21 protein-coding genes are annotated in these 24,397 nt (G+C 35.1%); 13 read left to right on the forward strand and 8 right to left on the reverse strand.

The window, feature by feature from the left end; genetic code table 11:
* The first annotated feature begins 3 nt into the window (after positions 1-3).
* Together ABEG11_RS11910 and ABEG11_RS11915 are read left to right on the forward strand one after the other, a co-directional pair.
* Positions 4-1,176 (forward strand): GlmU family protein, encoded by a 1,173-nt coding sequence (locus tag ABEG11_RS11910; RefSeq protein WP_348824399.1) that lies wholly within the window; start codon positions 4-6, stop codon positions 1,174-1,176.
* A gap of 212 nt (positions 1,177-1,388) precedes the next feature.
* The gene (locus ABEG11_RS11915) at positions 1,389-3,023 is read left to right on the forward strand and encodes an ABC-F family ATP-binding cassette domain-containing protein (protein ID WP_348824400.1); all 1,635 of its coding nucleotides are present in this window, start codon (positions 1,389-1,391) and stop codon (positions 3,021-3,023) included.
* Positions 3,024-3,069: 46 nt separating this feature from the next.
* Here the strand turns inward: ABEG11_RS11915 and ABEG11_RS11920 are convergent, their stop codons facing one another.
* Positions 3,070-3,372 carry a GNAT family N-acetyltransferase gene (locus tag ABEG11_RS11920; RefSeq protein WP_348824401.1) on the reverse strand — a complete coding sequence of 101 codons (303 nt, stop codon included), beginning with the start codon at positions 3,370-3,372 and terminating at the stop codon, positions 3,070-3,072.
* A 348-nt stretch (positions 3,373-3,720) separates the two neighbouring features.
* On the opposite strand from ABEG11_RS11920, the gene ABEG11_RS11925 reads away from it, so the two are divergent.
* Positions 3,721-4,410, forward strand: a complete 690-nt coding sequence (locus ABEG11_RS11925) for an alpha/beta hydrolase family protein (RefSeq protein WP_348824402.1) — start codon at positions 3,721-3,723, stop codon at positions 4,408-4,410.
* Between the two features lie 2 nt (positions 4,411-4,412).
* On the opposite strand, the gene ABEG11_RS11930 is transcribed toward ABEG11_RS11925, so the two are convergent.
* Together ABEG11_RS11930 and ABEG11_RS11935 are read right to left on the reverse strand one after the other, a co-directional pair.
* Positions 4,413-5,108, reverse strand: a complete 696-nt coding sequence (locus tag ABEG11_RS11930) for a TlpA family protein disulfide reductase (RefSeq protein WP_348824403.1) — start codon at positions 5,106-5,108, stop codon at positions 4,413-4,415.
* Positions 5,109-5,268: 160 nt separating this feature from the next.
* A complete protein-coding gene (locus ABEG11_RS11935; RefSeq protein ID WP_348824404.1) occupies positions 5,269-5,784 on the reverse strand; it encodes a DUF2892 domain-containing protein in 516 nt (171 codons plus the stop codon).
* 165 nt (positions 5,785-5,949) lie between these two features.
* On the opposite strand from ABEG11_RS11935, the gene rpmH reads away from it, so the two are divergent.
* Entirely contained in the window at positions 5,950-6,111 is a 162-nt protein-coding gene (gene rpmH / locus ABEG11_RS11940; protein WP_008464848.1) for a 50S ribosomal protein L34, read from the forward strand.
* A 151-nt stretch (positions 6,112-6,262) separates the two neighbouring features.
* Positions 6,263-9,118, forward strand: a complete 2,856-nt coding sequence (gene carB, locus ABEG11_RS11945; protein ID WP_348824405.1) for a carbamoyl-phosphate synthase large subunit — start codon at positions 6,263-6,265, stop codon at positions 9,116-9,118.
* Between the two features lie 68 nt (positions 9,119-9,186).
* Here the strand turns inward: carB and ABEG11_RS11950 are convergent, their stop codons facing one another.
* Together ABEG11_RS11950 and ABEG11_RS11955 are read right to left on the reverse strand one after the other, a co-directional pair.
* The gene (locus ABEG11_RS11950; protein ID WP_348824406.1) at positions 9,187-9,339 is read right to left on the reverse strand and encodes a DUF8506 family protein; all 153 of its coding nucleotides are present in this window, start codon (positions 9,337-9,339) and stop codon (positions 9,187-9,189) included.
* Positions 9,326-9,907 carry an ATPase gene (locus ABEG11_RS11955; protein ID WP_348824407.1) on the reverse strand — a complete coding sequence of 194 codons (582 nt, stop codon included), beginning with the start codon at positions 9,905-9,907 and terminating at the stop codon, positions 9,326-9,328. Before ABEG11_RS11955 ends, ABEG11_RS11950 begins: the two co-directional genes overlap by 14 nt.
* A gap of 518 nt (positions 9,908-10,425) precedes the next feature.
* Here ABEG11_RS11955 and ABEG11_RS11960 point away from each other — a divergent pair.
* Complete coding sequence (locus tag ABEG11_RS11960; RefSeq protein WP_348824408.1) at positions 10,426-12,492, forward strand: CotH kinase family protein; 2,067 nt, start codon at positions 10,426-10,428, stop codon at positions 12,490-12,492.
* A gap of 312 nt (positions 12,493-12,804) precedes the next feature.
* Here ABEG11_RS11960 and ABEG11_RS11965 read toward each other — a convergent pair whose 3' ends face one another.
* The gene (locus tag ABEG11_RS11965) at positions 12,805-14,289 is read right to left on the reverse strand and encodes a glycosyl hydrolase (protein ID WP_348824409.1); all 1,485 of its coding nucleotides are present in this window, start codon (positions 14,287-14,289) and stop codon (positions 12,805-12,807) included.
* A 278-nt stretch (positions 14,290-14,567) separates the two neighbouring features.
* Here ABEG11_RS11965 and ABEG11_RS11970 point away from each other — a divergent pair, with 278 nt between their 5' ends.
* From ABEG11_RS11970 to ABEG11_RS11985, 4 genes are all read left to right on the forward strand, one after another.
* Positions 14,568-15,587, forward strand: a complete 1,020-nt coding sequence (locus ABEG11_RS11970) for a quinone-dependent dihydroorotate dehydrogenase (RefSeq protein WP_348824410.1) — start codon at positions 14,568-14,570, stop codon at positions 15,585-15,587.
* Between the two features lie 150 nt (positions 15,588-15,737).
* Positions 15,738-16,601, forward strand: coding sequence for a hydroxymethylglutaryl-CoA lyase (locus tag ABEG11_RS11975; RefSeq protein WP_348824411.1), 864 nt, complete (start codon positions 15,738-15,740; stop codon positions 16,599-16,601).
* A 115-nt stretch (positions 16,602-16,716) separates the two neighbouring features.
* Entirely contained in the window at positions 16,717-17,268 is a 552-nt protein-coding gene (locus tag ABEG11_RS11980; RefSeq protein WP_348824412.1) for a hypothetical protein, read from the forward strand.
* Positions 17,265-18,668, forward strand: coding sequence for a DUF5723 family protein (locus tag ABEG11_RS11985; protein WP_348824413.1), 1,404 nt, complete (start codon positions 17,265-17,267; stop codon positions 18,666-18,668). The genes ABEG11_RS11980 and ABEG11_RS11985 overlap by 4 nt, the downstream gene beginning before the upstream one ends.
* Before the next feature lie 10 nt (positions 18,669-18,678).
* Here the strand turns inward: ABEG11_RS11985 and ABEG11_RS11990 are convergent, their stop codons facing one another.
* Positions 18,679-21,207, reverse strand: a complete 2,529-nt coding sequence (locus tag ABEG11_RS11990; protein ID WP_348824414.1) for a cation-translocating P-type ATPase — start codon at positions 21,205-21,207, stop codon at positions 18,679-18,681.
* 160 nt (positions 21,208-21,367) lie between these two features.
* Between ABEG11_RS11990 and guaB the strand changes: the two genes are divergently transcribed.
* From guaB to ABEG11_RS12005, 3 genes are all read left to right on the forward strand, one after another.
* Positions 21,368-22,840, forward strand: coding sequence for an IMP dehydrogenase (guaB, locus tag ABEG11_RS11995; protein WP_348824415.1), 1,473 nt, complete (start codon positions 21,368-21,370; stop codon positions 22,838-22,840).
* A 172-nt stretch (positions 22,841-23,012) separates the two neighbouring features.
* Positions 23,013-23,342 carry a type II toxin-antitoxin system HigB family toxin gene (locus ABEG11_RS12000; RefSeq protein WP_348824416.1) on the forward strand — a complete coding sequence of 110 codons (330 nt, stop codon included), beginning with the start codon at positions 23,013-23,015 and terminating at the stop codon, positions 23,340-23,342.
* A gap of 2 nt (positions 23,343-23,344) precedes the next feature.
* Entirely contained in the window at positions 23,345-23,701 is a 357-nt protein-coding gene (locus ABEG11_RS12005) for a helix-turn-helix domain-containing protein (protein WP_348824417.1), read from the forward strand.
* Between the two features lie 88 nt (positions 23,702-23,789).
* Here ABEG11_RS12005 and ABEG11_RS12010 read toward each other — a convergent pair whose 3' ends face one another.
* Positions 23,790-24,314, reverse strand: coding sequence for a 2'-5' RNA ligase family protein (locus tag ABEG11_RS12010; RefSeq protein WP_348824418.1), 525 nt, complete (start codon positions 24,312-24,314; stop codon positions 23,790-23,792).
* Positions 24,315-24,397 lie beyond the last annotated feature (83 nt).

The raw sequence follows: 24,397 nt of genomic DNA on the forward strand, positions 1-24,397 counted from the left end.
TTTATGAACTATATACTTTTTGACGGTCCCGCTCGAAATGCTTTGCTGCCCTTTACTTTTACACGTCCTGTCGCCGATATTTTGGTTGGTATTATGACTATTCGCCAAAAATGGGAATCATATTTGAGAACTACAACGACAACTGTAACCGAGGAATATTTGTCAGTAAAGTTTCCGATGGTGGAAATGCGGGAAAATGTAATGATTAATGCCTCTTTTTTACCCAATACTATTTTAGCAGAAATGGTTAGTAATCTTGAACCTAATCAGGCTATTTTTAAAGGCGATAATGTTATTGCTTTCTATGCAGATGATCAGCAGGAAGTAGATTTTGATACTTATGAGATTTTTGAATACAATGAAGACTGCATAACTATTGAGAATACTTGGGATATTTTTTCAAAAAATGATTTGGCAATCCGCGAAGATTTTGAGTTTTTGACAGAAGATAGAAAATCACAGCCTATTCCTGCAAGCGTAAATGTCATCGCACCTGAAAATGTTTTTATAGAGGAAGGCGCCAAATTAGAATTTGTTACTCTTAATGCTTCAGCGGGGCCTATATATATAGGTAAGGATTCTGAAATTATGGAAGGATCTATTATTCGCGGGCCATTTGCTTTATGCGAAAATGCACAGGTGAAAATGGGAGCTAAAGTCTATGGGGCTACTACAGTTGGTCCTCATTCCCGAATTGGCGGTGAGGTAAAAAATGCTGTTCTCTTTGCTTATTCTAATAAAGGGCATGATGGTTTTCTTGGGGATTCTGTACTTGGGGAATGGTGTAATATCGGGGCAGACAGCAATAATTCTAATTTGAAGAATAATTACGAAGAAGTGAAATTGTGGAGTTATGAAACCGAAAGTTTTGCCAAAACAGGTCTTCAGTTCTGCGGACTGATGATGGGAGATCACAGTAAGTGCGGTATCAACACCATGTTTAATACAGGAACCGTGGTAGGAGTGAGTGCTAATATTTTCGGAAGCGGTTTCCCGCGAAATTTTGTTCCAAGTTTTTCATGGGGCGGTGCAGCGGGATTTACGACTTATGTTACCAAAAAAGCTTTTGAGACTGCAAGATTAGTAATGAGCCGCAGAAATGTGGAGTTTGATGAAAAAGAAGCGGCTATTTTGGAACATATTTTTGAAGAATCAAAAAAATGGAGGAAAGAGTGAGAAAGAATTAGATAATTAGAAAATTTGATAATGCTCCGTAATGCTGAATGCTTTGCGGAGTTTTTTGTTTTTAAAATTATCTCATTTTCTAATTGATACATTTTCTAAATTATCTAATTGGCTAATTATCTAATTAATCTATCTTTGCAGCTTCAAAAAATAATGGCTGAGGGATTTATTCATCTAAGCAGTCTAAAAATCTAAAAATCTAAATGATTACAATTAACGATATTTCGGTTCAATTTGGGGGAACTACACTTTTTAGTGATGTTTCTTTTGCGATAAATGAAAATGATAAAATTGCCCTTATGGGTAAAAATGGTGCTGGTAAATCAACACTTTTAAAAATTATTGCTGGAGAAGGAAAGCCTTCAACGGGAAGTATTTCTGTTCCAAAAGAAGCTGTTGTTGCTTATCTGCCTCAGCATTTATTGACCAAAGACGGTGCTACGGTAATGGAAGAAGCGTCAAAAGCTTTTGGTGAAATCTTTAAAATGAAAGCTGAAATCGATGAAATAAATGAGCAGCTGACTGTCCGAACTGATTATGAAAGTGACGCTTATATGAAATTAATCGAAAGGGTTTCAGACTTAAGCGAGAAATATTATGCGATTGAAGAGGTAAATTATGAAGCTGAAGTCGAAAAAATTCTAATCGGACTTGGTTTTGTACGTGAAGATTTAACGCGTCAGACGTCTGAATTTTCCGGAGGCTGGAGAATGAGAATCGAATTGGCTAAAATTCTTTTGCAAAAACCAGATTTGATTTTGCTGGATGAGCCTACGAACCACATGGATATTGAAAGTATTCAGTGGCTGGAGGATTTCCTGATCAATTCGGCCAAAGCGGTTGTGGTTATTTCTCACGACAGGGCTTTTGTTGATAATATTACCAATCGTACTATTGAGGTAACAATGGGGCGTATTTATGATTATAAAGCGAAATATTCTCATTATTTAGAATTGAGAAAAGACCGTCGTATTCATCAGCAGAAAGCGTATGATGAACAGCAGAAAATGATTGCTGACAACAGAGCTTTTATTGATCGTTTCAAAGGAACTTTTTCTAAAACTGATGCAGTTCAGTCAAGGGTCAGAATGCTGGAGAAGCTTGAAATTGTTCAGGTGGACGAAGTTGATACTTCGGCATTGAGGCTGAAATTTCCGCCAGCTGTCCGTTCTGGGCAATATCCTGTGATTGTAAAGGAAATGTCAAAATCCTACGGGGATCATGTAGTTTTCAAGGATGCTAATATCGTGATCGAAAGAGGTCAGAAGGTGGCTTTTGTCGGGAAAAATGGAGAAGGAAAATCTACTATGATCAAGGCTATAATGAAGGAATTTGCTCCTGATAGCGGTTCTGTCGAAATTGGGCATAATTCTCAAATTGGTTATTTTGCTCAAAATCAGGCAGCTTTGCTGGATGAGAATGCTACTATTTTTGAAACTATAGATGACATTGCTGTTGGTGATGTAAGAACACAGATAAAAAATATCCTTGGTGCTTTCATGTTTCATGGAGATGATATTACCAAGAAAGTTAAGGTGCTTTCCGGAGGAGAAAAAACACGTTTAGCAATGATTAAATTATTGCTTGAGCCAGTGAATCTGCTGATTCTCGATGAGCCTTCGAATCATTTGGATATGAAAACTAAAGATATTATTAAGGATGCTTTGCGTGATTTTGATGGAACTTTGATTTTAGTTTCTCATGATCGTGATTTCCTTGATGGACTCGCTACCAAAGTTTTTGAATTTGGAAACAAACGTGTTGTTGAGCATTTCGAAGATATTACTGGTTTCTTAGCTCACAAGAAAATGGACAGTATGAAAGAAATTGAAAAGTAAAAGTCATATTATTAATTGAAAAAGGCTGTTTCAAAAACAGCCTTTTTTATATTCTTATTCCTGGTGGCAGTAATTCTTTGTAAACTGGATTTTTCTTGAAGAAAGCTACTGTTTTCGGCAGAATGGGAACAACTTTTAGTTTTCTCTCCATTGCAATTTCCATAATGTTTTTTAGAAAATTAGAAATAAATTCTTCGTCATTAAAATTTTCAGGAACATTGATCTTAGTCAGAAAAATTTTTTTCTCTTGAAAGGAATATTCTAGCGAGACTATTCCTGTTTCAGCTTTTGTTTCAAATTGTCTGGCAAAAGCATTGTCTTTAATTTCTAATTTTATTATCGTTTCCATTTTTATTGCAGTTGATATATAATGATGGGCAAATGCTGTAAGAGTGTCTGGAATACACTCTTTTTTATGTTTTTCTAATCTGGAAAAAGTTTTATAATTCTAATTTAGAATGTATAGCAAAGTTAATTATTTGATTTCCAATAGCAAAAGTTTTTTGTAATTAACTTAAGAAACTGAAATTATTGAGTGTATTGTTTGGCTGGTATTGTCTTTTTGCTTCTTGTATTTGTTTTTTGAAAAGTATAATGAGATGCTTAGATATTTGAAAATAAAATTTTTAATTTTAGTGAATAAAAAATTGAAAAACTTTATTTGTGATTTATCTATATAAAATTAATACACATTTCGATGAATAAAATTCCAGTTTATTTTATGCCTGGCCTGGCCGCCAGCATTGCAATTTTTGAAAGAATTAAACTTCCTGAATCTGAATTCGAAATGTTTTTTTTGGAATGGCAAATCCCAAATGAAAGAGAGACATTGAGGGAATATGCAAAACGGATGACAGAGAATGTTAAACATCAAAATCCAGTTTTGATAGGTGTTTCTTTTGGAGGTATTCTGGTTCAGGAAATGGCTCGTTTTATATCGGTGCGGAAAGTTGTAATTATTTCAAGCGTGAAAAGCAATCTGGAGTTTCCTAAAAGAATGGTTCTGGCCAAAAGTACCAGAGCATATAAATTGCTTCCTGTCAGTTTGGTTCAGAATATTGAAAGTCTTGCTAAGTTTTCTTTTGGCAAAAAAGTGAATGAGAGACTTAAGCTATATGAAAAATTTCTTTCAGTAAGGGATAAACGCTATTTGGATTGGGCTATTGAGCAGGTTGTTTTATGGGATAGAACAGATGCAGATCCGGATGTAATTCATGTTCATGGAGATTCAGATGATGTTTTTCCAATTAAATATATTGCAAACAGCATTGTAGTCTCAGGTGGGACGCATATTATGATTCTCAATAAATACAGATGGCTGAATGCCAATCTGCCTAAGATTATACTTGGGAGAGAGGAGAGTCTAAATGACAGCTTTAAATCTTAAAATTAATTAATCGTAAAGCTTTTGCTTGCAGTCCCGGCATTAACAAGGTTTTCGTTAATGTCTTTGCTGAAGTAGTTGTAACTGCTGATAATAGCCTCCTTAATAGGTGTTTTTAATTTAATTTTATTCTCAAAATGTTTAACGTTAACAACATTTTTATTTTCATCTATGAATATGGAAGTAGGGAAACCTAATGTGTGTTTTATTGTAGCAATTATGTGCGAGTCTTTTGCGTAATATTCATTGGCATAACATACTTTGATGTAATCATTAAATTTATTAGCAATATTTTTTAAATCATTTTTTTTGTCCCAAAAAACTACAATGAATTGTAGGTCATTGCGGTGTTCTTTGGCTAGTATGTTTAATGCTGGAATTTCGCCTTTTGGAATTACACACCATGAAGCATACGTAATAATGAATATAGGTTTGTTAATTCGATTGATTTTTACGTTTTTTTCTTTGTAAACTTTAATGCTGAAATCATCAAATTTTGTCCCGATAAGTTTTGTTTTAACTAAAGAATCGAAAAGTTTTTTTCCTTCTTGTATGTTATTGCTTTCATAAGCTTTGTTTGAGGCTCTCTTGTAAGGGTTGATATTTTCTTTTATAGCATCACTAAAATACACAATCGTATCTTGACTGTATATTGAATACAAATTGAAAAGAAACAGTAGAGTGAGTAAATTTTTTCGCATAAAAGGTTAAAATTAAGCAGGTTGGCAAAAATAATAATGTTAATAACAATTTAATAACTTTACCGATTAAAGGCGTAAAAATCCGTTTAAACGAGTCTAAGGTATAAAAAAAAGCGTTCTAAAGTTAATTAGAACGCTTTTTTGTAAATAAAATTGTAAATTATATTTTTTTCATCTGCTCTTTCATCATTGCAATCTGTTCTTTAAGCATATTCTGCTTATCCAGTTTTTTTGCTTCATTTAATAAAGCGGTAGCTTCCAGTTTTCTTCTGCGGGACATTGCTACTCCAGCCAGATTTAATTTGGCAACTGCCAAATCCATATCCATCGATAAGCCAAGTTCGATTGCTTTCTTGAAATATTTTTCAGCTTGGTTAATATTGGTTTGTGAAACCATAATTCCATGCAGATAATTAAAATAACCCTGTTGCTTTCTTACTAAGGCAGTTTCTGGGTTTTTGATGTATGCTAACCATTTTTTTGCTCCTTCAAAGTCTTGTTTTCTTAATTTTAAGAACGCAAGCAGGATAAATTCGTTTTTGAAATAAAGAAAAATTGGAATTGCAGTCAATAATATAAGAAAGATTCCGTTTCCTACAGAGTCATCGATAATTTCGTAAATACCAGCAGCGACAAGAAGTCCGGCTAGTATAATTTTTATAATTTTATTAAACATAATTGATGTATATTTGTGTCTGCAAATATAGTAAAAGGATTTAAAAATATTTTTTAAAAACTACTTGCCAGTGAAAAAAGTCTTTGTATATTTGCACTCGGTTTTGAAATAAGCAAAACTCAAAAATAAACTGATACTATAATTAAGATTTAAATATACAAAGCAATGAGCAAAAGAACGTTTCAACCATCGAAAAGAAAAAGAAGAAATAAACACGGATTTATGGATAGAATGGCTTCAGCTAATGGAAGAAAAGTTCTAGCGCGCAGAAGAGCTAAAGGAAGACATAAATTGACTGTTTCTAGCGAACCTAGACACAAAAAATAATGTTTGAATAAACATCTATAAGGCGTTACTTTTTTTAGTATCGCCTTTTTTTATACCCAAGCGGTACTGCTGTTTAAAAGTTTGATTTTTGATTTTTCCTAACAAATTTCAAATTCTAAGTGATAAAAATATAACTCCAATAATAAAAAAAATGCCAAAAGACACATCCATTAAGTCCGTTTTAATAATAGGTTCAGGCCCGATAGTTATTGGTCAAGCATGCGAATTTGATTATGCTGGATCACAATCTGCCCGCTCGATCCGTGAAGAAGGAATTGAAGTAATCTTGATTAACTCAAATCCTGCTACAATTATGACAGATCCATCGATGGCGGATCATATTTATTTGAAACCATTAACAACCAAATCCATTATTGAAATCTTAAAGGCACATCCGCAGATTGATGCTGTTTTACCGACAATGGGAGGACAGACGGCTTTGAACTTGTGTCTGGAAGCTGATGAAAAAGGAATTTGGCAGGATTTCGGAGTAAGAATGATAGGTGTTGATGTTAATGCGATCAACATTACCGAAGACAGAGAGCAGTTTAAACAGCTTTTGGAAAAAATCAATGTTCCTACTGCTCCGGCAAAAACAGCTACTTCATATTTAGAAGGTAAAGAGATAGCACAGGAATTTGGTTTTCCATTAGTAATCCGTCCTTCATTTACTCTTGGAGGAACTGGAGCAGCGGTTGTTTATAAAAAAGAAGATTTTGATGAGCTTTTAACAAGAGGACTTGAAGCTTCTCCAATACATGAAGTTTTGATTGATAAAGCTTTAATGGGATGGAAAGAATATGAGTTAGAGCTTTTGAGAGATAAAAATGATAATGTAGTAATTATCTGTTCTATAGAAAATATGGATCCAATGGGAATCCATACAGGAGATTCGATTACGGTTGCGCCAGCAATGACTTTATCGGATACAACATTCCAGAAATTACGAGACTATGCTATCCTGATGATGCGCAGTATAGGGAATTTTGCTGGAGGCTGTAACGTACAGTTTGCGGTTTCGCCAGATGAAAAAGAAGATATCGTGGCAATTGAAATCAATCCGCGTGTATCTCGTTCATCAGCTTTGGCTTCAAAAGCAACAGGTTACCCAATTGCAAAAATCGCTTCTAAATTAGCTTTAGGATATAACTTAGATGAACTGCAAAACCAGATTACAAAATCTACTTCGGCTCTTTTTGAACCAACTCTTGATTATGTAATTGTAAAAATTCCACGCTGGAACTTTGATAAATTTGAAGGAGCCGACAGAACTTTGGGACTTCAGATGAAATCAGTAGGTGAGGTAATGGGAATTGGACGTTCGTTCCAGGAAGCACTTCATAAAGCAACTCAATCTTTAGAAATTAAAAGAAATGGGATTGGTGCTGATGGAAAAGGATATAAAAACTACGAACAGATCATCGAGAAACTGACATTTGCAAGCTGGGATCGTGTTTTTGTAATTTATGATGCGATTGCAATGGGAATTCCATTGAGCCGTATTCACGAAATCACAAAAATCGATATGTGGTTCCTGAAACAATATGAAGAACTTTTTACTTTAGAAAAAGAAATTTCGAACTTTAAGGTTTCAAATCTGCCAAAAGAACTCTTGCTTGAAGCAAAACAAAAAGGTTTTGCAGATAGACAGATTGCTCACATGATGAATTGTCTGGAAAGTGAAGTGCACAACTTGCGTTCAGAAATGAATATCAACCGTGTGTTTAAATTGGTTGATACTTGTGCGGCAGAGTTTAAAGCAAAAACACCTTATTATTACTCTACTTTCGAAGCTGAAATTGAAAAAGCTGACGGAACACGCTATGTTGATAACGAAAGTATTGTAACGGATAAGAAAAAAATAATAGTATTAGGTTCAGGGCCAAACAGAATTGGGCAGGGAATTGAGTTTGACTATTCATGTGTACACGGAGTTCTAGCGGCGAAAGAATGCGGTTACGAAACCATCATGATTAACTGTAATCCTGAAACGGTTTCTACAGATTTTGATACAGCTGATAAGTTATACTTCGAGCCAGTATTCTGGGAACATATTTATGATATCATCCAGCACGAAAAACCAGAAGGGGTAATTGTACAGCTTGGCGGTCAGACGGCTTTGAAGCTGGCTGAAAAATTGTCTAAATACGGAGTGAAGATTATAGGAACAAGTTTTGATGCTTTGGATTTGGCCGAGGACAGAGGGCGTTTCTCTGATTTATTGACAGAATTGCACATTCCTTTCCCTAAATTCGGAATTGCTGAAACAGCTGACGAAGCTTCTGCATTGGCAGATACATTAGACTTCCCGTTATTGATCCGTCCTTCTTATGTACTAGGTGGTCAGGGAATGAAAATCGTAATCAACAAAAAAGAACTGGAAGAACACGTTATCAATTTATTGAAGCAGATTCCAGGCAATAAACTGCTGTTAGACCATTATCTGGCAGGAGCAATCGAAGCTGAGGCTGATGCAATCTGTGATGCTGACGGTAATGTGTATATCATCGGAATTATGGAGCATATCGAACCTTGCGGTGTCCATTCGGGAGACAGTAATGCAACATTGCCTCCTTTCAACTTGGGTGAATTTGTGATGCAGCAGATAAAAGATCATACTCATAAAATTGCCAAAGCTTTGAAAACAGTTGGTTTAATCAATATTCAGTTTGCTATAAAAGACGATACGGTGTATATTATTGAGGCAAATCCTAGAGCTTCGAGAACAGTTCCATTTATCGCAAAAGCATACGGAGAGCCATATGTAAACTACGCTACAAAAGTAATGTTAGGTCACAATAAAGTAACTGATTTTGATTTTAACCCACAGTTAAAAGGGTATGCCATCAAACAGCCGGTTTTCTCTTTCAGCAAATTCCATAATGTGAATAAGGCATTAGGACCAGAGATGAAATCAACAGGTGAAAGTATTTTGTTTATTGATGACTTAAAAGATGACCAATTCTACGAATTGTACTCTAGAAGAAAAATGTATTTGAGTAAATAAGACTCAGATTCTGATAGTAAAAAAGCCTCGGTTTGTTCGAGGCTTTTTTTGTTGGAATAAAGTGCTTTTTATTCAGGCTTAATTTTTACAATTTTATTATCGCGTAAAACAACAAGATCACTATTTTTAATTTTCTTAAATTCTAATAATTTTTCATATGCTTTTTCAAGCCCTTTTATAATTTTATCTTTTTCGTCTCTTTGAATTTCAATTGTTGTCATAATAGTTTTTTAAAAGATTAAACTTTTCTTGGTTTGTAATATTAAGAAATCCATCAATTTGTTTATCGACTACAAGTTCGTGTTTTCCTTCAGAATTGTCAAATAATAAAGCTCCATCAACTATTGGAAGATATATTTCAAATAGATTTTTAATTCCCTTGATGTACCTTCTTTCAATAACATCAGGTTCAATATTATGACCGCCTTCTGAAACTCTTGATTTAACGCGTTCCTTAGCTAAAGCAATACTTTGAAGCCAAAAGAATAATAATGTTACTCGATATCCTTTTTCTTTCGCTTCGATAATTTTGTTTTTGTAGCTTCTTGTAGCTAATGTTGTTTCAAATGCAAAATTTTCATTTTCAGAGAGTAATTCTTTTATTCTGTTTAACATTATTCTTCCTGATTCAAACGAAACTTTTTCAGGTTGAAAAGGGGATAAACCTTTTGCTATTTCGTCTGCATTTACAAATTCTTTACAATTTAAAATTTCTGGTAAAATAGTAAATGAGGCAGTTGTTTTTCCTGCTCCATTGCAACCCGCAATAATGTAAAGGTTCTTACTCATTTTTACAAAGGTAAATAATTTTAAGTTTGCAAATTATTACTTTTTTCAATCATTTAATTCAGTGATGAAATCAACAGGTGAAAGTATTTTGTTTATTGATGACTTAAAAGATGACCAATTCTACGAATTGTACTCTAGAAGAAAAATGTATTTGAGTAAATAAGACTCAAATTCCTATATAAAAAGCCTAGTTAGAGATGTCCCAAAAAGTTAGATACTATTTGGGGCATTTTTTATGAAAGAAAAGTAAAATACTTTTCAAATTTTCTGACGCAGCTTTAGTGACTACAGCAAAAGAGAAAATGGCTTTTAGGCGCAGGGGATGTTATGCGTTTACGTTTTTTGGCATTACAGCAACGCTACTTGCAGTTTAAAATACTTTTTTTGTGCCTCATCAAACCCAAGATTTATCAGCGCAATAAAGTGCGTGATTGTGGTGGTTTTACTGTGCAACATATTAAAAACTAAGCTTTTGTTTTATAAAAAATCTTTATATTTGGTAAAAATCTATTAGAACTATGCCAAAAACTTTTACTTTAAAATTCACTCTTTTTTTTCAGTCCTTTTTTGCGATAGTATTGTTATCGTCTACCGCAATCCGATCTCAAACCTTTACCGATAGTAATCTGCCAATTGTTGTAATTACAACAGATCTGGATCCTGTTACAAATCAGCCCTTAGAAATATTGGATGATCCAAAAATTCTGGCCAGTATGAAAATTATCAAAAGACCCGATGGAAGCAGGAATTTCCTAACGGATGCCAATACGTCTGAATATTTAAATTATAATGGCAGGATTGGAATTGAGCTTAGAGGTTCTACATCGCAGCTTTTGCCAAAAAAACCATATGGGTTAACAACTTTGAAAGCTGATAACAAAAGCAATAATAATGTGAGTCTGTTGGGTATGCCAGCAGAAAATGATTGGGTGTTGAACTCCTTTGCTTATGATCCTTCGTTTATGAGGGATTTCCTTTCCTATAATTTAGCCAGGCAAATTGGTGATTATGCTTCCAGATTAGTGTATTGCGAAGTAGTTGTCAATGGCGAATATGCAGGTTTGTATGCTCTTCAGGAAAAATTAAAGACCAATTCAGAACGTATTAATATCCTAAAAATAGGCTCTTCAGATGTAAGCTCTCCTAATGTTACTGGAGGCTATATTACTAAGGCTGATAAAACTACTGGTGGTGATCCAGTGGCCTGGACTATGTTTGGCAATGTAGGAGCGGTAGATTTTATTCATGAATTGCCTAAACCAGCTTCTGTTACGCCAGAACAGAATACATATATACATAATGAGTTTTTAAAATTGGAATCAAATGCTAGTAATCCTGATATTATAACGGGTTATCCATCAGTTATTGATGTTCCTTCTTTTGTAGATTTTATGCTGCTCAATGAATTAGCTTCAAATGTTGACTCCTATCAATTCAGTACTTATTTTCATAAAGACAGAAATGGTAAATTAAGAGCTGGGCCTATTTGGGATTTTAATCTGACTTATGGAAATGATCTTTTTCAATGGGGGTATGATAGAAGCAAGACAAATGTCTGGCAATTTGCCAATGGAGATAATGAAGGTGCGAGGTTTTGGGGTAATTTATTTACCGAATCTGCTTTCAAGTGTTATATGTCAAAACGCTGGAATGAACTTATTCAAACAGATAAGCCATTTAATTATGCCAGTTTGGAACAAAATATCGACAATACAGCAGGTTATATTGCCGAAGCAAAAAACCGTGATAATGTCAAATGGGGAGTTCTAAGGGATTTTACCAGTGAAGTTGCTGGTATTAAAACTTATTTAACTGCTAGAATAAATTGGATTACAGCAAATCTGGGATCGTTTTCATCTTGTAATGCTGTACAAACTCCATCATTAGTTATTAATAAAATAAATTACAATCCCGCAGTTTCGGATGGTTTTTCAGTAAGCGATGATTTGGAGTTTATCGAAATTGTAAATACAGGTGCGGTCACAGCTGATTTGACTGGGGTTTATCTGAAAGAATTAGGAATTACCTATCAGTTTCCTGCAAATTCATCTGTTTTGGCGGGAGCCAGTATTTATTTGGCAAGCAATGCAGCAGTTTTTCAAAATAAGTATGGAATTACTGCATTTGGGCAGTTTACCCGAAATTTATCCAATGCATCTCAGAAAATAGTTTTGGCTGATGGATTTGGAAATACAATAGACAGTGTCGAATATCTTGATGCAGCTCCATGGGCAGCCGAGGCTGATGGCAATGGAAGCTATCTGCAGTTAATAAGTACAGATTTAGATAATAGTATTGCTTCAAATTGGATTGCTAAAAGCGATACGTCACTTTCTTCGGCATCATTTCAAGCAGCTGCTGGTATTGAGGTTTATCCAAATCCAGTTACAAATATGCTGACAGTTCATAGTGACAAGCCAGTAATAGGAATTAAAATTTATTCCGTTTTAGGGATTCTGCTGGATGAAATAAAGCAGCAATCCGAAACCATTCAGGCTGATTTAAGCCAATATGCCAATGGAATTTATTTTGTTGCTGTTTATGATGAGAGTGGATCTGTTATTCAAAAAATAATAAAGCAATAATTTAAAGTAAATTGAATACTCCAGTAAAAAACCTCTTGAATGAGGTTTTTTTATTGGGATAAGATTATAAAGCATCTGAATTTTGAAGAAATACCAGAATCTATTGGAGTCCAAAAAAAAAATCTGTCCATTATGGAGCTTAGATAACACAACAATTTGTTTCTATGAATATTGTCAAAAACAAACCGAAACAAGCCACAGAGTGGCAAAATATTTATAGAAATCAACAAGTAATGCTCCTAATGCTCTATAGGAGAGAAATATTTTTAATGACAATATAAATCGAGTTCAGGTTATTAAACCTTTTCTGGATTAATTTTTAATTACTTTGAATGTCTTTTCTGTTGTTTCAAAAGTAACAATAACAGTGTATATTCCAGGAGCTAAATGTTTGTCAATCGAAATGTTTTGATTAGTATAAAAATCACTTCCAGAAAAACATACACTGCCTTTCATGTCAATTATTCTAATTTTTATTGGTTCGGAATCTGGAGATTTTATTTGAATTTTTGTTTCAGATGTAAAAGGATTTGGATAAAAGCAGATCGATTTTTCCTCTAACACAGCTTTAGGAACGCTTAGTGTGCTTTCATCGACAGTATCTATATAATTAAAATTAAGTTTTGATTTATAATGAATCCTGATATAATTTTCTCCTTTAGAAAGGTTAATTCCTCCAACAACTTTATCGGTATACATCTGCATGGCTCCCGTTGCGTCAAAAGTTTCGTCTGTTTTTACAATTATTCCATTAACACTAATGTCAAAAATACCTGGATCTAACGAGGCTACCCGAAAAGTCATTTGGTAAGATCCGCTTTTTGCAGCGTTAATCATGTATTCTCCCCAATCGCCAGGATCAATAAAGCACACATTTTGAGAAGTGCCGCCATCTATGGTGTTTTGCAGGCCAGTTCCCTTGCGGCGGTAATGTTTGTTGGCTATAATCCGTCCAGGGACATTCATTTTTTTTGAAGTATAAGAAACATTAAGATATTCTGTCCCGATAGGCCGTATTGTTCCGCTAGCCGCACCCAGTAATTGGCCTTCCAGCATATCTGTCCAATTTGAAGGTACTCTGCAGGTAAACCATGAATAGCGGTAAATATCAGGATCGTTTTCAAAAGAAGTAACCACTTGTTTCATGAAATTTGTTTTATCAGCAGCAGATTGTACTACACGATTAGCAAATTCTGTAACCCATATTGGGATGTTGTATTTTTTTAATAGCGATGTGACTCCAACAATATCTCCAGCAGTTGCATCATAAGTGTGAAAAGCAATGTAATCTACTTTGCATGTAGGGCAAAGCCGAAAGAACTCATCATGCCAGGCAACTGGACTTTGATATCCTCCATAATTCGATGGCCCGTTGAAAGCAGGGGATGCACTAACGATTTCCAGTCCTTTTGCAGCAGCTATCTTTTCAATATTTGGCCATGCATCTACCGCTTCCTGAGGAGTTAGTCTTGCTCCGTCATTAAAGTTAGGTTCGTTAAAAGCTAATAAATATTTGGCGCCCGGTTTTATTGTGGCTATAAATGTGTCTGGATTGTTTACTTTTCCCCATGCCATTGGTACAAATTCTACGCCTAAATTTTCGTAGCTGGCATTAACAGCTTGCTCTGGCTCCGGCGACCAATTGTACCACCAGGAAACACCCGGTTTCAAAGCATTTATGTCGGCAATACTATGTTTGCCGTATGCAATTCCTCTTTTTGGGCTTACTTGTGCTTGGCAATGATTGTATAATATAGAGCAGATTGATAATAGAACGGAGATAATTATTTTGAGCATAAAAGCGTTTAGTTTTTATTAAAATGAATTTCTCAAATGTACTATAATGATATTTTATTTGATATTCCAAAAATCACATCAAAATCACATCATTACCACGGCAGTTTAAAATAAAATGGATTTTACATCGTAATCCAATTTAGATTGTTTGTTAATAAAATAGCCGTGAATTCTTTAATTTTTCTATTTAGAAATGTGATAAAGAACGGCTTTAAGTCTATTTCTATACTAAAAACTAAAAACAATTCTTTATTTTTGTGCCAATCAATTTTTCAGCTATGTACAAGATTTTTATACGCCCTATCCTTTTTTGTTTTGATCCCGAAGAAGTGCATTATTTTACCTTTTCATTGATTAGGATAGTTTCAAAAATTCCTGGATTTTCCGCTCTTTTCAGATTTTTATATCAAGTGGATGATAAAAGATTGGAGACCGAAGTTTTTGGATTAAAGTTTAAAAATCCAGTAGGCCTGGCAGCAGGATTCGATAAAGATGCCAGTTTATATAATGAGCTTTCTAATTTAGGTTTTGGTTCTATAGAGATTGGGACTCTAACTCCAAAAGCCCAGCCAGGTAACGATAAAAAGCGTTTATTCCGCTTAAAGGAAGATTCGGCAATTATAAACCGGATGGGATTTAATAATGGAGGTGTTCTTGATGCAGTACAGCGTTTAAAGAAAAATAAAGGAGTTTTAATAGGGGGAAATATTGGTAAAAATAAATTGACTCCAAACGAGGAAGCAACTTCGGATTATGAAATCTGCTTTGATGCATTGTATGATTATGTAGATTATTTTGTAGTTAATGTAAGTTCTCCAAATACCCCAAATTTAAGGGCTTTGCAGGAGAAAGAGCCATTAACCCAATTACTGCAGACCTTGCAGGACAAAAACCTGGCAAAGCCAAAACAGAAGCCAATATTGCTTAAGATTGCTCCAGATCTTACAGATGAGCAGCTGCTGGATATAATTGATATTGTAAAAGATACTAAAATTGCAGGTGTAATTGCTACCAATACAACCATTTCTCGTTCCGGATTGCGTTCCTGTAATCAAACCGAAGTGGGTGGATTATCAGGAAAACCTTTGACATCAAGATCTACGGAAGTTATTCGTTTTCTATCTGAAAAGAGCAACAAGGCATTTCCAATTATTGGAGTAGGAGGAATTCACTCTGCCAAAGACGCTTTGGAAAAACTGGAAGCAGGAGCAAGCCTTCTTCAGTTATATACGGGTTTTATCTATGAAGGACCAGCATTGGTTAAAGAAATTAATAAAGCCATTTTATCCAAAAAATAATAGAATAGCGATTTTCTTTCATTATTACTCAAAACCTTTTTATATATTTGAAATTCACATCAAAAAGGTTCTTCTTTCGATGAAATGAAAAAGCGTCCCGGTAATTATCGGGATGATAACTAAAATTTAATCCTTTTTCGGAAGAAAGTTATGGAAGCTATAAAAATTATTGAATGCCCGCGAGACGCTATGCAAGGCATAAAAGCTTTTATTCCTACTGAAAGGAAAGCCGCTTATATACAATCGCTGCTTAGGGTAGGATTTGATTCAATAGATTTTGGCAGTTTTGTTTCGGCAAAAGCCATACCGCAAATGCAAGATACCGCCGAAGTCCTTGAACAGCTTGACTTATCACGGACAACAAGCAAATTATTGGCCATTATTGCCAACGTGCAAGGAGCAGCTTTAGCTTCTCAACATGCTGCCATTCAATATTTAGGATTTCCTTTCTCTATTTCAGAAAATTTTCAAATGCGTAATACTCATAAGACTATTGCGGAATCTCTGGTCACGCTGGACGAAATTTTAAACATTGCAGACAAAACTAATAAGGAAACAGTAGCTTACCTTTCGATGGGATTTGGAAATCCTTATGGAGATCCGTGGAATGTTGAAATTGTAGCACAATGGACCGAAAAGCTTGCTGGAATGGGAGTGAAAATTTTATCACTCTCTGATACAGTAGGGAGTTCGACTCCAGAGACTATTGAATATTTATTTTCACATTTAATTCCGCAATACCCCAAAATTGAATTTGGGGCTCATCTTCATACAACACCCAATAAATGGCTGGAAAAAATAGAAGCAGCTTACAAAGGAGGATGCCGTCGGTATGATGGTGCCATTCAAGGATTTGGAGGTTGTCCAATGGCGTCTGATAATTTGACAGGCAATATGCCAACTGAGAAATTATTGTCCTATTTTACGGTTCAAAAAGAAAATACCAGCTGCAGTCCAATGAGTTTTGAAAGCGCTTATAATGAAGCTTCAAAACTATTTGGCGAATTTCATTGATGCCTATTATTTTTTGCATTTAAGTTGTTTAATTGTAAAATGTTCTTAAGTTTTTGTGTTACTTTAGTATAGTCCAAAAATCTTTGCAAATGCCTTACAATTAAAATAGCAAGATATGAGATTTACTTTTTTCAAAAAGATTATTTTAATAGCTGCGCTGGGATGCTTCCTTTTTTCCTGCAGCAGTGATCTGGACTTTGAACAGGCCAAAGAGTTTAATGTACAGCCGGTGGTTACAACTAATCTTGCTTATATTAAAGCAGATGCCTCTAAATTTATTTTGAGCGGGGCAGAGTCGCCACTGCTTTCCTACACCTCCAATGTCGATTTTTTAAACAGCTCTTTTGTCGAAGAAGATTTAGTAAAAACTGAATTGTATTTTAGAATTAAAAATACAATTAGCAGGCCTTTTATGTTTAATGTCAGTTTTTTAGATGTTGATGGCAAGCCTATATATAATTTGCGAATGGACATTCCTGCTGCAGCTGTGACAGAAGTAATTGTAGAAAAAACCGAAACATTTTCTGCCACTAATGTGGAAATACTAAAGAACACTGCCCAAATGAGTTTCTCTATTTTGATGCTTAACGGTGATCCAATAACAGATGCAACACCTGGCAGAATTGAGTTGAGCTCAAGTATAACTGCTTATTTCGATATACAATGAGAAAAATAATTATTCTCTGGACACTGTTTTTTTTCTGTAATTGTTTTTCCCAGAACAAAGAGATTTTATATAATTTTACCCCGCAGCCACAGAGTATGCTGCTTAATCCTGGTGCAGACGTAAAGTATAAATGGTTTTTTGGAGTACCTTTATTATCTGGTATTTCGGGAAATATTGGATCCACTGGATTTGATGCTTATAGTTTATTTGCTAATGATGGAGTAGATTTTTCGGACAAAGTCAAGAGTGCAGTTGCTTCAACCAATAGTAATGATTATATTACTGCTAACCAGCAGCTCGAGATTTTTACTGCCGGATTTCGTGTTGGTGGCGAGGAGAGCAAGTCGTATGTGTCTTTTGGAATGTATCAAGAGCTGGATTCTTTTATTTATATTCCTACCGATCTGGCAATATTGTCCCTGTATGGCAATAAGGATTACATTGGAAAATCATTTGACTTGGGCGATTTGAGTGTAAAAGCAGAGTTATTGACAGTTTTTCATATTGGATTTAACAAACAGATTAATGAAAAGCTGATCCTAGGGGCAAGAGGGAAAATCTATTCTAGTATTTTTAATGGGACATCAACGCACAACTCAGGTTATTTTGTTACGAGCCCAGGAGAAAACCTTCTATATGACCAATCAATCCGATCTGATTTAATGCTTAATACCTCGGGGATTTCCAAATATCTGGACGAAAACTATGATGGCGACATTGCCAGCGATATGACTGATGATATAACCCAAAGGGCTTTTTTTGGAGGCAATCTGGGGCTTGGGATCGATTTAGGGCTTACTTATTATCCTAAACGAAATATCCAGTTAACTGCCAGTTTAATAGATATTGGATATATCAATCATTCTAAAAATGTAGAAAGTTATACACTAAAAGGAAATTATGATTTTAAGGGAGTAATTACCAATTTCAATTCGGCTGGAACGGTAGGCGATGCTTATGATGAATTTAGAGAGGCAATTCCGCTGGATACTTTATATCATAATTATACAACACTTCGGCCTTTAAAATTTTATTCTTCATTTCAATATTCATTTGAAGAAGACAGATCAGCAGAATGCAATTGTACATCCAATGACGATTCCTGGTATCGGAGTGCTCTGGGAATTCAGCTTTTTGCGATGAGCACGCCAAAGCAGCCCATGCTGGCTCTGACCGGATATTACCGAAGAAGAATCCTTGAGGGATTGCAGATGAAAGCTGCTTACACTGTCGATTCGTACTCAGCGTCGAACATCGGTTTAGGACTGACTGCAAAAATTGGAGTTGTCAATTTTTATGCAATGGCCAGTAATCTTTTGGCTTATAAAGACGTTTCCAAAGCCAACGCACTCGCTTTTCAAATCGGATTCAATATTATTTCGGGCGGAAGTACCAAATAGAATATGAATATTATATGCTGGTATTTCGTCTTCTTAAAAATTTAAAAATTTCAATCCAAAACACTGAAACAAAACCGATCAGAACACTAAGCCCTATTTGTGGGAAACTTATCATTTCAAATTGAAAAAAAGTTCTAAAGAGAGGAATAATTAATAATGAAGCAGTCACAAATAACGTTAATCCAATAATAAGCGGAACCAAATTATTTTTGTATTTTAAAGTGGTAAATATTGAATAATAGAATGAACGATTGGCAAGTGTCAGAAAGATATTAGCCGATAATAGTGTCAGGAAAATAATAGTCCGGGTATGATCCTCAGAGAATCCATCTGTTATGCTGTACTGGTAAATAAATAAAAGACCAATCGTAATCATAAGTCCTTGAATTATACTGATTGTAATTTCATTTAGATTAAAAAAAGTAGTGGTAAATGGCCGTGGTTTCTGTTTCATTAAATTAGGTTCCATAGGCTCATTTTCATAAATAATGGAACATGTTGGGCCCATAATAATTTCTAGAAAAATAATATGGACAGGCGAAAATATATTAGGATAAATCCATCCTGAAACTAACGGAATAAACACAATCAAAATAATAGGAATGTGGATGGATATAATGTATTGAATCGCTTTTTTCAGATTAATATAAATTTTCCGTCCCATGGCTATGGCCTCTGTCATTTTGGAGAAATCATCATCTATCAAGATTAAGTTCGCTGCCTGTTTGGCAATTTCAGTGCCTTTTTTTCCCATCGCAATACCAATATGAGCCGATTTTAATGCTGGGCCGTCATTTACTCCATCACCAGTCATTGCTACAATCTGGCTGTTTTCTTTTAAAGCTTTTATTATTTTTAATTTGGCTTCGGGAAACATTCTTGTAAAAATATTTGTCTCCATAACTTTTTCTTTCAAGGCTACGTCATTCATTGTCATGAGTTCGTCTCCATTTAGAATTTCCCCAGCGTTTTTAAAACCAATTTGATTGGCAATGGTTGCAGTTGTCAGTGCGTTATCGCCAGTAACAATTTTTACCTGGATTCCAGCTTGATAGAAAGTCTCGAAAACTTCTTTGATATTGGCTTTTGGAGGATCATAAAAAGCGACTAGCCCTTTAAAATCAAATAAAAATTCCTGTTGTGTTTTGGGATAATCATTACCTGAAAAATCAGCAGATCCAACTCCCAAGACACGGTAGCCTTTTTCGGCCATCAACTGCATGGCTTTCAGGATTTGATTAGTCTGTTTTTCGGAAAGAGAGGAACAGGCAATCAAAGCTTCGGGAGCACCTTTGGCAGCAATTATTCTGTCACCTTTCTGGTTCTCAAAAATGTGGGTCATCATCGGTGGTTTTCCGCTTAACGGATATTCATGTACCATCTTATAATTGGAACGTTCATCTTTAATACCTGTTTTTGCATAAGCATCGTGCAAAGCAATTTCCATAGCATCAAAAGGAATAGGTTCACTGGACCACATCGAAAGGCTGATTAATTCTTTTTCGTTTGCAGACAAAGAGCTGCTTATATTTTTATTGAAATTGTCATTATTATCATTGAGTACATCTTCTTCTAATAAATACCATTGTGCCAAACTCATTTTGTTTTCGGTAATAGTTCCTGTTTTATCAGTGCAGATTACTGTTGCACTTCCCAGAGTTTCAACCGTTTTTGTCTGTTTGACAATAATCCCCATTTTCATTAACCGCCAGGCACCCAAAGCCATGAATGTGGCAAAAGCTACCGGGATTTCTTCGGGAATGATGCTCATTGCCAAGGTTAATGCTTTTAATAGGCTGTCCAAGACAATTTTTGAATTATAAAAATTAATTGCCCAGACTAGAAGGAAAACAGCCAAGCCAATGAGAGACATTTTGGTGACAAAATTTACAATCTGAATCTGCAGAGGTGTTTTCTCTTCGGCTATTTCGTCCAGGCTTTTTCCGATTGTTCCCAATTGGGTTAAGCTTCCGATTGCAGTTACTCTGCAGATAGCCAATCCTGAGGCAACAATTGTTCCTTGAAAGACTTGATTGTTTTTGTCTTTTTCATTTTTAAAAACCGCCAATGATTCCCCTGTTATTATCGATTCGTTTACCGAAAAATCATTCGATTGAATAATGAGGCCGTCAGCAGGAATAAAAGTGCCTTCTTCGCATTGAATACAATCTCCCAAAACAATTTCTTCAGAAGGTATTTCTGTAACTTCACCATCACGAATGACTTTGCTTTTCGGCTGTGTTAATTTATGCAGCGCTTCAATGGCATTACGGCTTTTTGATTCCTGATAAAGTGATATAGCTGATACCATTAAAATAGCGGCAATCATAAAGATCCCGTTGCCATAATCGGCAGTTATAAAATAAATACTTGCTGCGGTGAGCAATAATAAGAACATGGGTTCTTTTATCATTTCAATAATCGAAGAAATCAGGCTGTTTTTCTTTTGGTGTTCTATGGAATTTAAGCCGTTTTTGATTCTCGATTGTTCTGCTTCAATTTTGCTAAGTCCTGATAAGGAGTTGTTTAGTGTTGTCATGAAATGTGAAGAATAGTTTTTCTTTGAGATATAAAAAATCAAAGAAAAAATTAAAAGATAGAATTGTTTATTCTGCAATTTAAAAATAAAACACGCGCATTAAGTGTATTTTAGCTTAAGATTGTCTATATTTGCACGCAATTCAACTAGAAATTGCAACATGAAAGCACACGACTCCAAGATTATCGGCGAAGGTTTAACTTACGATGATGTATTATTAGTCCCTAATTACTCCAGTGTACTTCCTCGCGAAGTGAGTATCAAATCAAAATTTTCAAGAAATATTACACTTAATGTCCCTATTGTATCTGCTGCTATGGATACAGTAACCGAAAGCGCTATGGCAATTGCTATGGCTCAGGAGGGAGGAATTGGTGTTTTGCATAAAAACATGACAATCGAGCAGCAGGCAGCAAAAGTACGCAAGGTAAAACGTGCTGAGTCTGGTATGATTATCGATCCTGTCACTTTATTATTGAGTTCTTCGGTTTCGGATGCTAAGGCAGCCATGAGAGAATATGGTATCGGCGGTATTCCAATTGTAGATGAGAATAAAATATTAAAAGGTATTGTTACCAATAGAGATCTGCGTTTCGAAAAAAACGGATCAAGACCTATTATTGAGGTAATGACCAGCCAGAATCTTGTAACAGTTGCCGAGGGGACTTCATTAGAAGAAGCTGAGGTAGTACTGCAAGGTCACAAAATCGAAAAACTGCCAGTAGTAAATGATAAAAATGAACTGGTTGGGCTGATTACTTTTAGAGATATTACCAAATTGACCCAAAAGCCAAATGCCAATAAAGATACATTTGGACGTTTAAGGGTAGCTGCCGCTCTAGGAGTTACCGCCGATGCTGTTGAAAGAGCAACTGCTCTGGTAAACGCTGGAGTTGATGCAGTAATTATTGATACCGCTCACGGACACACGCAAGGTGTAGTTGATGTATTAAAAGCTGTAAAGGCAAAATTCCCAAAACTCGATGTAATTGTAGGTAATATAGCTACTCCAGAAGCTGCTAAATTTTTAGTAGAAAATGGTGCCGATGGTGTAAAAGTAGGAATAGGACCTGGTTCTATCTGTACAACAAGAGTTGTTGCAGGGGTTGGATTTCCTCAATTCTCTGCAGTTCTTGAAGTTGCTGCAGCTATAAAAGGTACCGGTGTTCCCGTAATTGCCGATGGAGGTATCCGTTACACAGGAGATATTCCTAAAGCAATTGCTGCAGGAGCTGATAGTGTAATGCTTGGCTCGTTATTGGCTGGAACAATGGAATCTCCAGGTGAGACGATTATTTTTGAAGGAAGAAAATTCAAATCCTACAGAGGAATGGGTTCTGTTGAAGCGATGCAGGAAGGATCGAAAGACCGTTATTTCCAAGATGTGGAAGACGATGTTAAAAAATTAGTTCCAGAAGGAATCGTTGGGCGTGTACCATATAAAGGGGAACTGAATGAAAGCATGCAGCAATTTGTAGGCGGGCTTCGTGCCGGAATGGGCTATTGCGGTTCTAAGGATATTGCCACTTTACAGGATTCTGGACGATTTGTACGTATTACTGCCAGCGGTATCAACGAAAGCCATCCGCATGACGTTACGATTACAAAAGAAGCTCCGAATTATTCGAGATAAAAATAGTTTTAATGACGAAAGCCTAAAGACAAAAAGGTGCAGGATTTAGTTTCTGCACCTTTTTTTATAAACAGTTGTTTGAATGTAGTTTTATTCTTAATTTTAAATATAGTAAATACTTTAATCAGGTAATTTAGTTTTCAAATTGAAAACTTTTAATTAAATTTGGCCAATGAAAATCCTTGTAAAGAAAACCATTTTGTTTTACACTGAAACTTATCCACTTGCAAAAACATCATTGTTAATATGGTATAATGAATTTTCAAAACAGGATTTTCATAATTTCAATGAACTCAAGCGGATTTATGGAAATGCAAGTATTGTCAATAATGAAAGAGTGGTTTTCAATATTAAAGGAAACGATTTCCGATTAGTTGTTTCGATTAATTTTTTGCAGACTGCCTGTTATGTGATTTGGTTTGGAACTCATAAAGAATACGATAAGATAAATGTTGAAACAGTTGCCTTTGATACAACAATCTTACACTATAAAAAAGGATAATTATGAACTGGAAAGTATTAAAAACCGAAGAAGATTACAATAAAGCTTCCTTGCGATTAATGGAAATATTTCATGCTGAACCTAATACTCCTCTTAGTGATGAATTAGATTTATTACTGGTTCTGGTTAAAGACTATGATGAGAAGCATTATCAGCTGCCTGAATTGGATGCTCTGGAAGTAATCAAATACAAAATGAAGGAAATGGGTTTGAAATCCAAAGATCTGGAACCCATAATTGGGAGCAAAGGTCATGTTTCTGCAATTCTTTCCGGCAAACGTGAAATTACTTTGAAAATGGCGCAAAAACTAAAGAATTATTTTAGTATTCCAGCTGAAGTTTTTCTGCATAGAGTTTAATCTCATAGTACTAAAAGCCTAATAAAATAAGCGGTTTTTAAGGCTTATGAAACTCCGTTCGAATTAGCAGGATTACCTTTCTATGTTTTTATCTGAGCCTAATTTTTTCAATGTTTTCTACTATGCCGTTCTCATATTTCACAATAGTCAGCTCCGAAATTGTACCAGCAATTGAAAAATCATTCTTATTCCACTCGTCAACCATAGCTTTGCATAGATGTTTGTCGAGTGAGTTTCCTATCCCAATGTGAGGCACAAAGTCTATGTCAAGTCGTAAATTGTCTTTTAGTTTGTCAGAATATAATTTGTCGTGGAGTCTGATTATTCGGCTAAATCCTTCATCTGGCACTAAGAAAGAGTGGTAATAGTCGCTAAATGCGTCTTTGTTTATTGTCGAACATTTGATGTTGAATGTAATTTTTTCAATAGAGTTCGCCTGCAATTTAATTTCGTCTATAAACTCGGATTCTGTGATATCAAAAACTGGAAAAACAATTGTAAAATGCGGTTTAACGACATTAAAAAATAATTTGTCATTTAACTCACGATACTTTTGAATTTTGTCAAAGTCGTTTATTGTCAATTCAGGATATGCGACTACTAAATATGCCATTGTTTTTTTGCTAATATGATTTTTTAAAGTTTAGTGCAGGTAGGAAATTAAAGCCCTACTTTCGGATTTGCCAAAACTTCCCA

The organism is Flavobacterium aestuarii (assembly GCF_040049115.1).
GTDB lineage: Bacteria > Bacteroidota > Bacteroidia > Flavobacteriales > Flavobacteriaceae > Flavobacterium > Flavobacterium aestuarii.

Excerpts from the sequence above, each read along its gene's own strand:
- ABEG11_RS11910 (WP_348824399.1), top strand. The coding sequence starts at position 4 with ATGAACTATATACTTTTTGACGGTCCCGCTCGAAATGCTTTGCTGCCC.
- ABEG11_RS11915 (WP_348824400.1), top strand. The coding sequence starts at position 1,389 with ATGATTACAATTAACGATATTTCGGTTCAATTTGGGGGAACTACACTT.
- ABEG11_RS11920 (WP_348824401.1), bottom strand. The coding sequence starts at position 3,372 with ATGGAAACGATAATAAAATTAGAAATTAAAGACAATGCTTTTGCCAGA.
- ABEG11_RS11925 (WP_348824402.1), top strand. The coding sequence starts at position 3,721 with ATGAATAAAATTCCAGTTTATTTTATGCCTGGCCTGGCCGCCAGCATT.
- ABEG11_RS11930 (WP_348824403.1), bottom strand. The coding sequence starts at position 5,108 with ATGCGAAAAAATTTACTCACTCTACTGTTTCTTTTCAATTTGTATTCA.
- ABEG11_RS11935 (WP_348824404.1), bottom strand. The coding sequence starts at position 5,784 with ATGTTTAATAAAATTATAAAAATTATACTAGCCGGACTTCTTGTCGCT.
- rpmH (WP_008464848.1), top strand. The coding sequence starts at position 5,950 with ATGAGCAAAAGAACGTTTCAACCATCGAAAAGAAAAAGAAGAAATAAA.
- carB (WP_348824405.1), top strand. The coding sequence starts at position 6,263 with ATGCCAAAAGACACATCCATTAAGTCCGTTTTAATAATAGGTTCAGGC.
- ABEG11_RS11950 (WP_348824406.1), bottom strand. The coding sequence starts at position 9,339 with ATGACAACAATTGAAATTCAAAGAGACGAAAAAGATAAAATTATAAAA.
- ABEG11_RS11955 (WP_348824407.1), bottom strand. The coding sequence starts at position 9,907 with ATGAGTAAGAACCTTTACATTATTGCGGGTTGCAATGGAGCAGGAAAA.
- ABEG11_RS11960 (WP_348824408.1), top strand. The coding sequence starts at position 10,426 with ATGCCAAAAACTTTTACTTTAAAATTCACTCTTTTTTTTCAGTCCTTT.
- ABEG11_RS11965 (WP_348824409.1), bottom strand. The coding sequence starts at position 14,289 with ATGCTCAAAATAATTATCTCCGTTCTATTATCAATCTGCTCTATATTA.
- ABEG11_RS11970 (WP_348824410.1), top strand. The coding sequence starts at position 14,568 with ATGTACAAGATTTTTATACGCCCTATCCTTTTTTGTTTTGATCCCGAA.
- ABEG11_RS11975 (WP_348824411.1), top strand. The coding sequence starts at position 15,738 with ATGGAAGCTATAAAAATTATTGAATGCCCGCGAGACGCTATGCAAGGC.
- ABEG11_RS11980 (WP_348824412.1), top strand. The coding sequence starts at position 16,717 with ATGAGATTTACTTTTTTCAAAAAGATTATTTTAATAGCTGCGCTGGGA.
- ABEG11_RS11985 (WP_348824413.1), top strand. The coding sequence starts at position 17,265 with ATGAGAAAAATAATTATTCTCTGGACACTGTTTTTTTTCTGTAATTGT.
- ABEG11_RS11990 (WP_348824414.1), bottom strand. The coding sequence starts at position 21,207 with ATGACAACACTAAACAACTCCTTATCAGGACTTAGCAAAATTGAAGCA.
- guaB (WP_348824415.1), top strand. The coding sequence starts at position 21,368 with ATGAAAGCACACGACTCCAAGATTATCGGCGAAGGTTTAACTTACGAT.
- ABEG11_RS12000 (WP_348824416.1), top strand. The coding sequence starts at position 23,013 with ATGAAAATCCTTGTAAAGAAAACCATTTTGTTTTACACTGAAACTTAT.
- ABEG11_RS12005 (WP_348824417.1), top strand. The coding sequence starts at position 23,345 with ATGAACTGGAAAGTATTAAAAACCGAAGAAGATTACAATAAAGCTTCC.
- ABEG11_RS12010 (WP_348824418.1), bottom strand. The coding sequence starts at position 24,314 with ATGGCATATTTAGTAGTCGCATATCCTGAATTGACAATAAACGACTTT.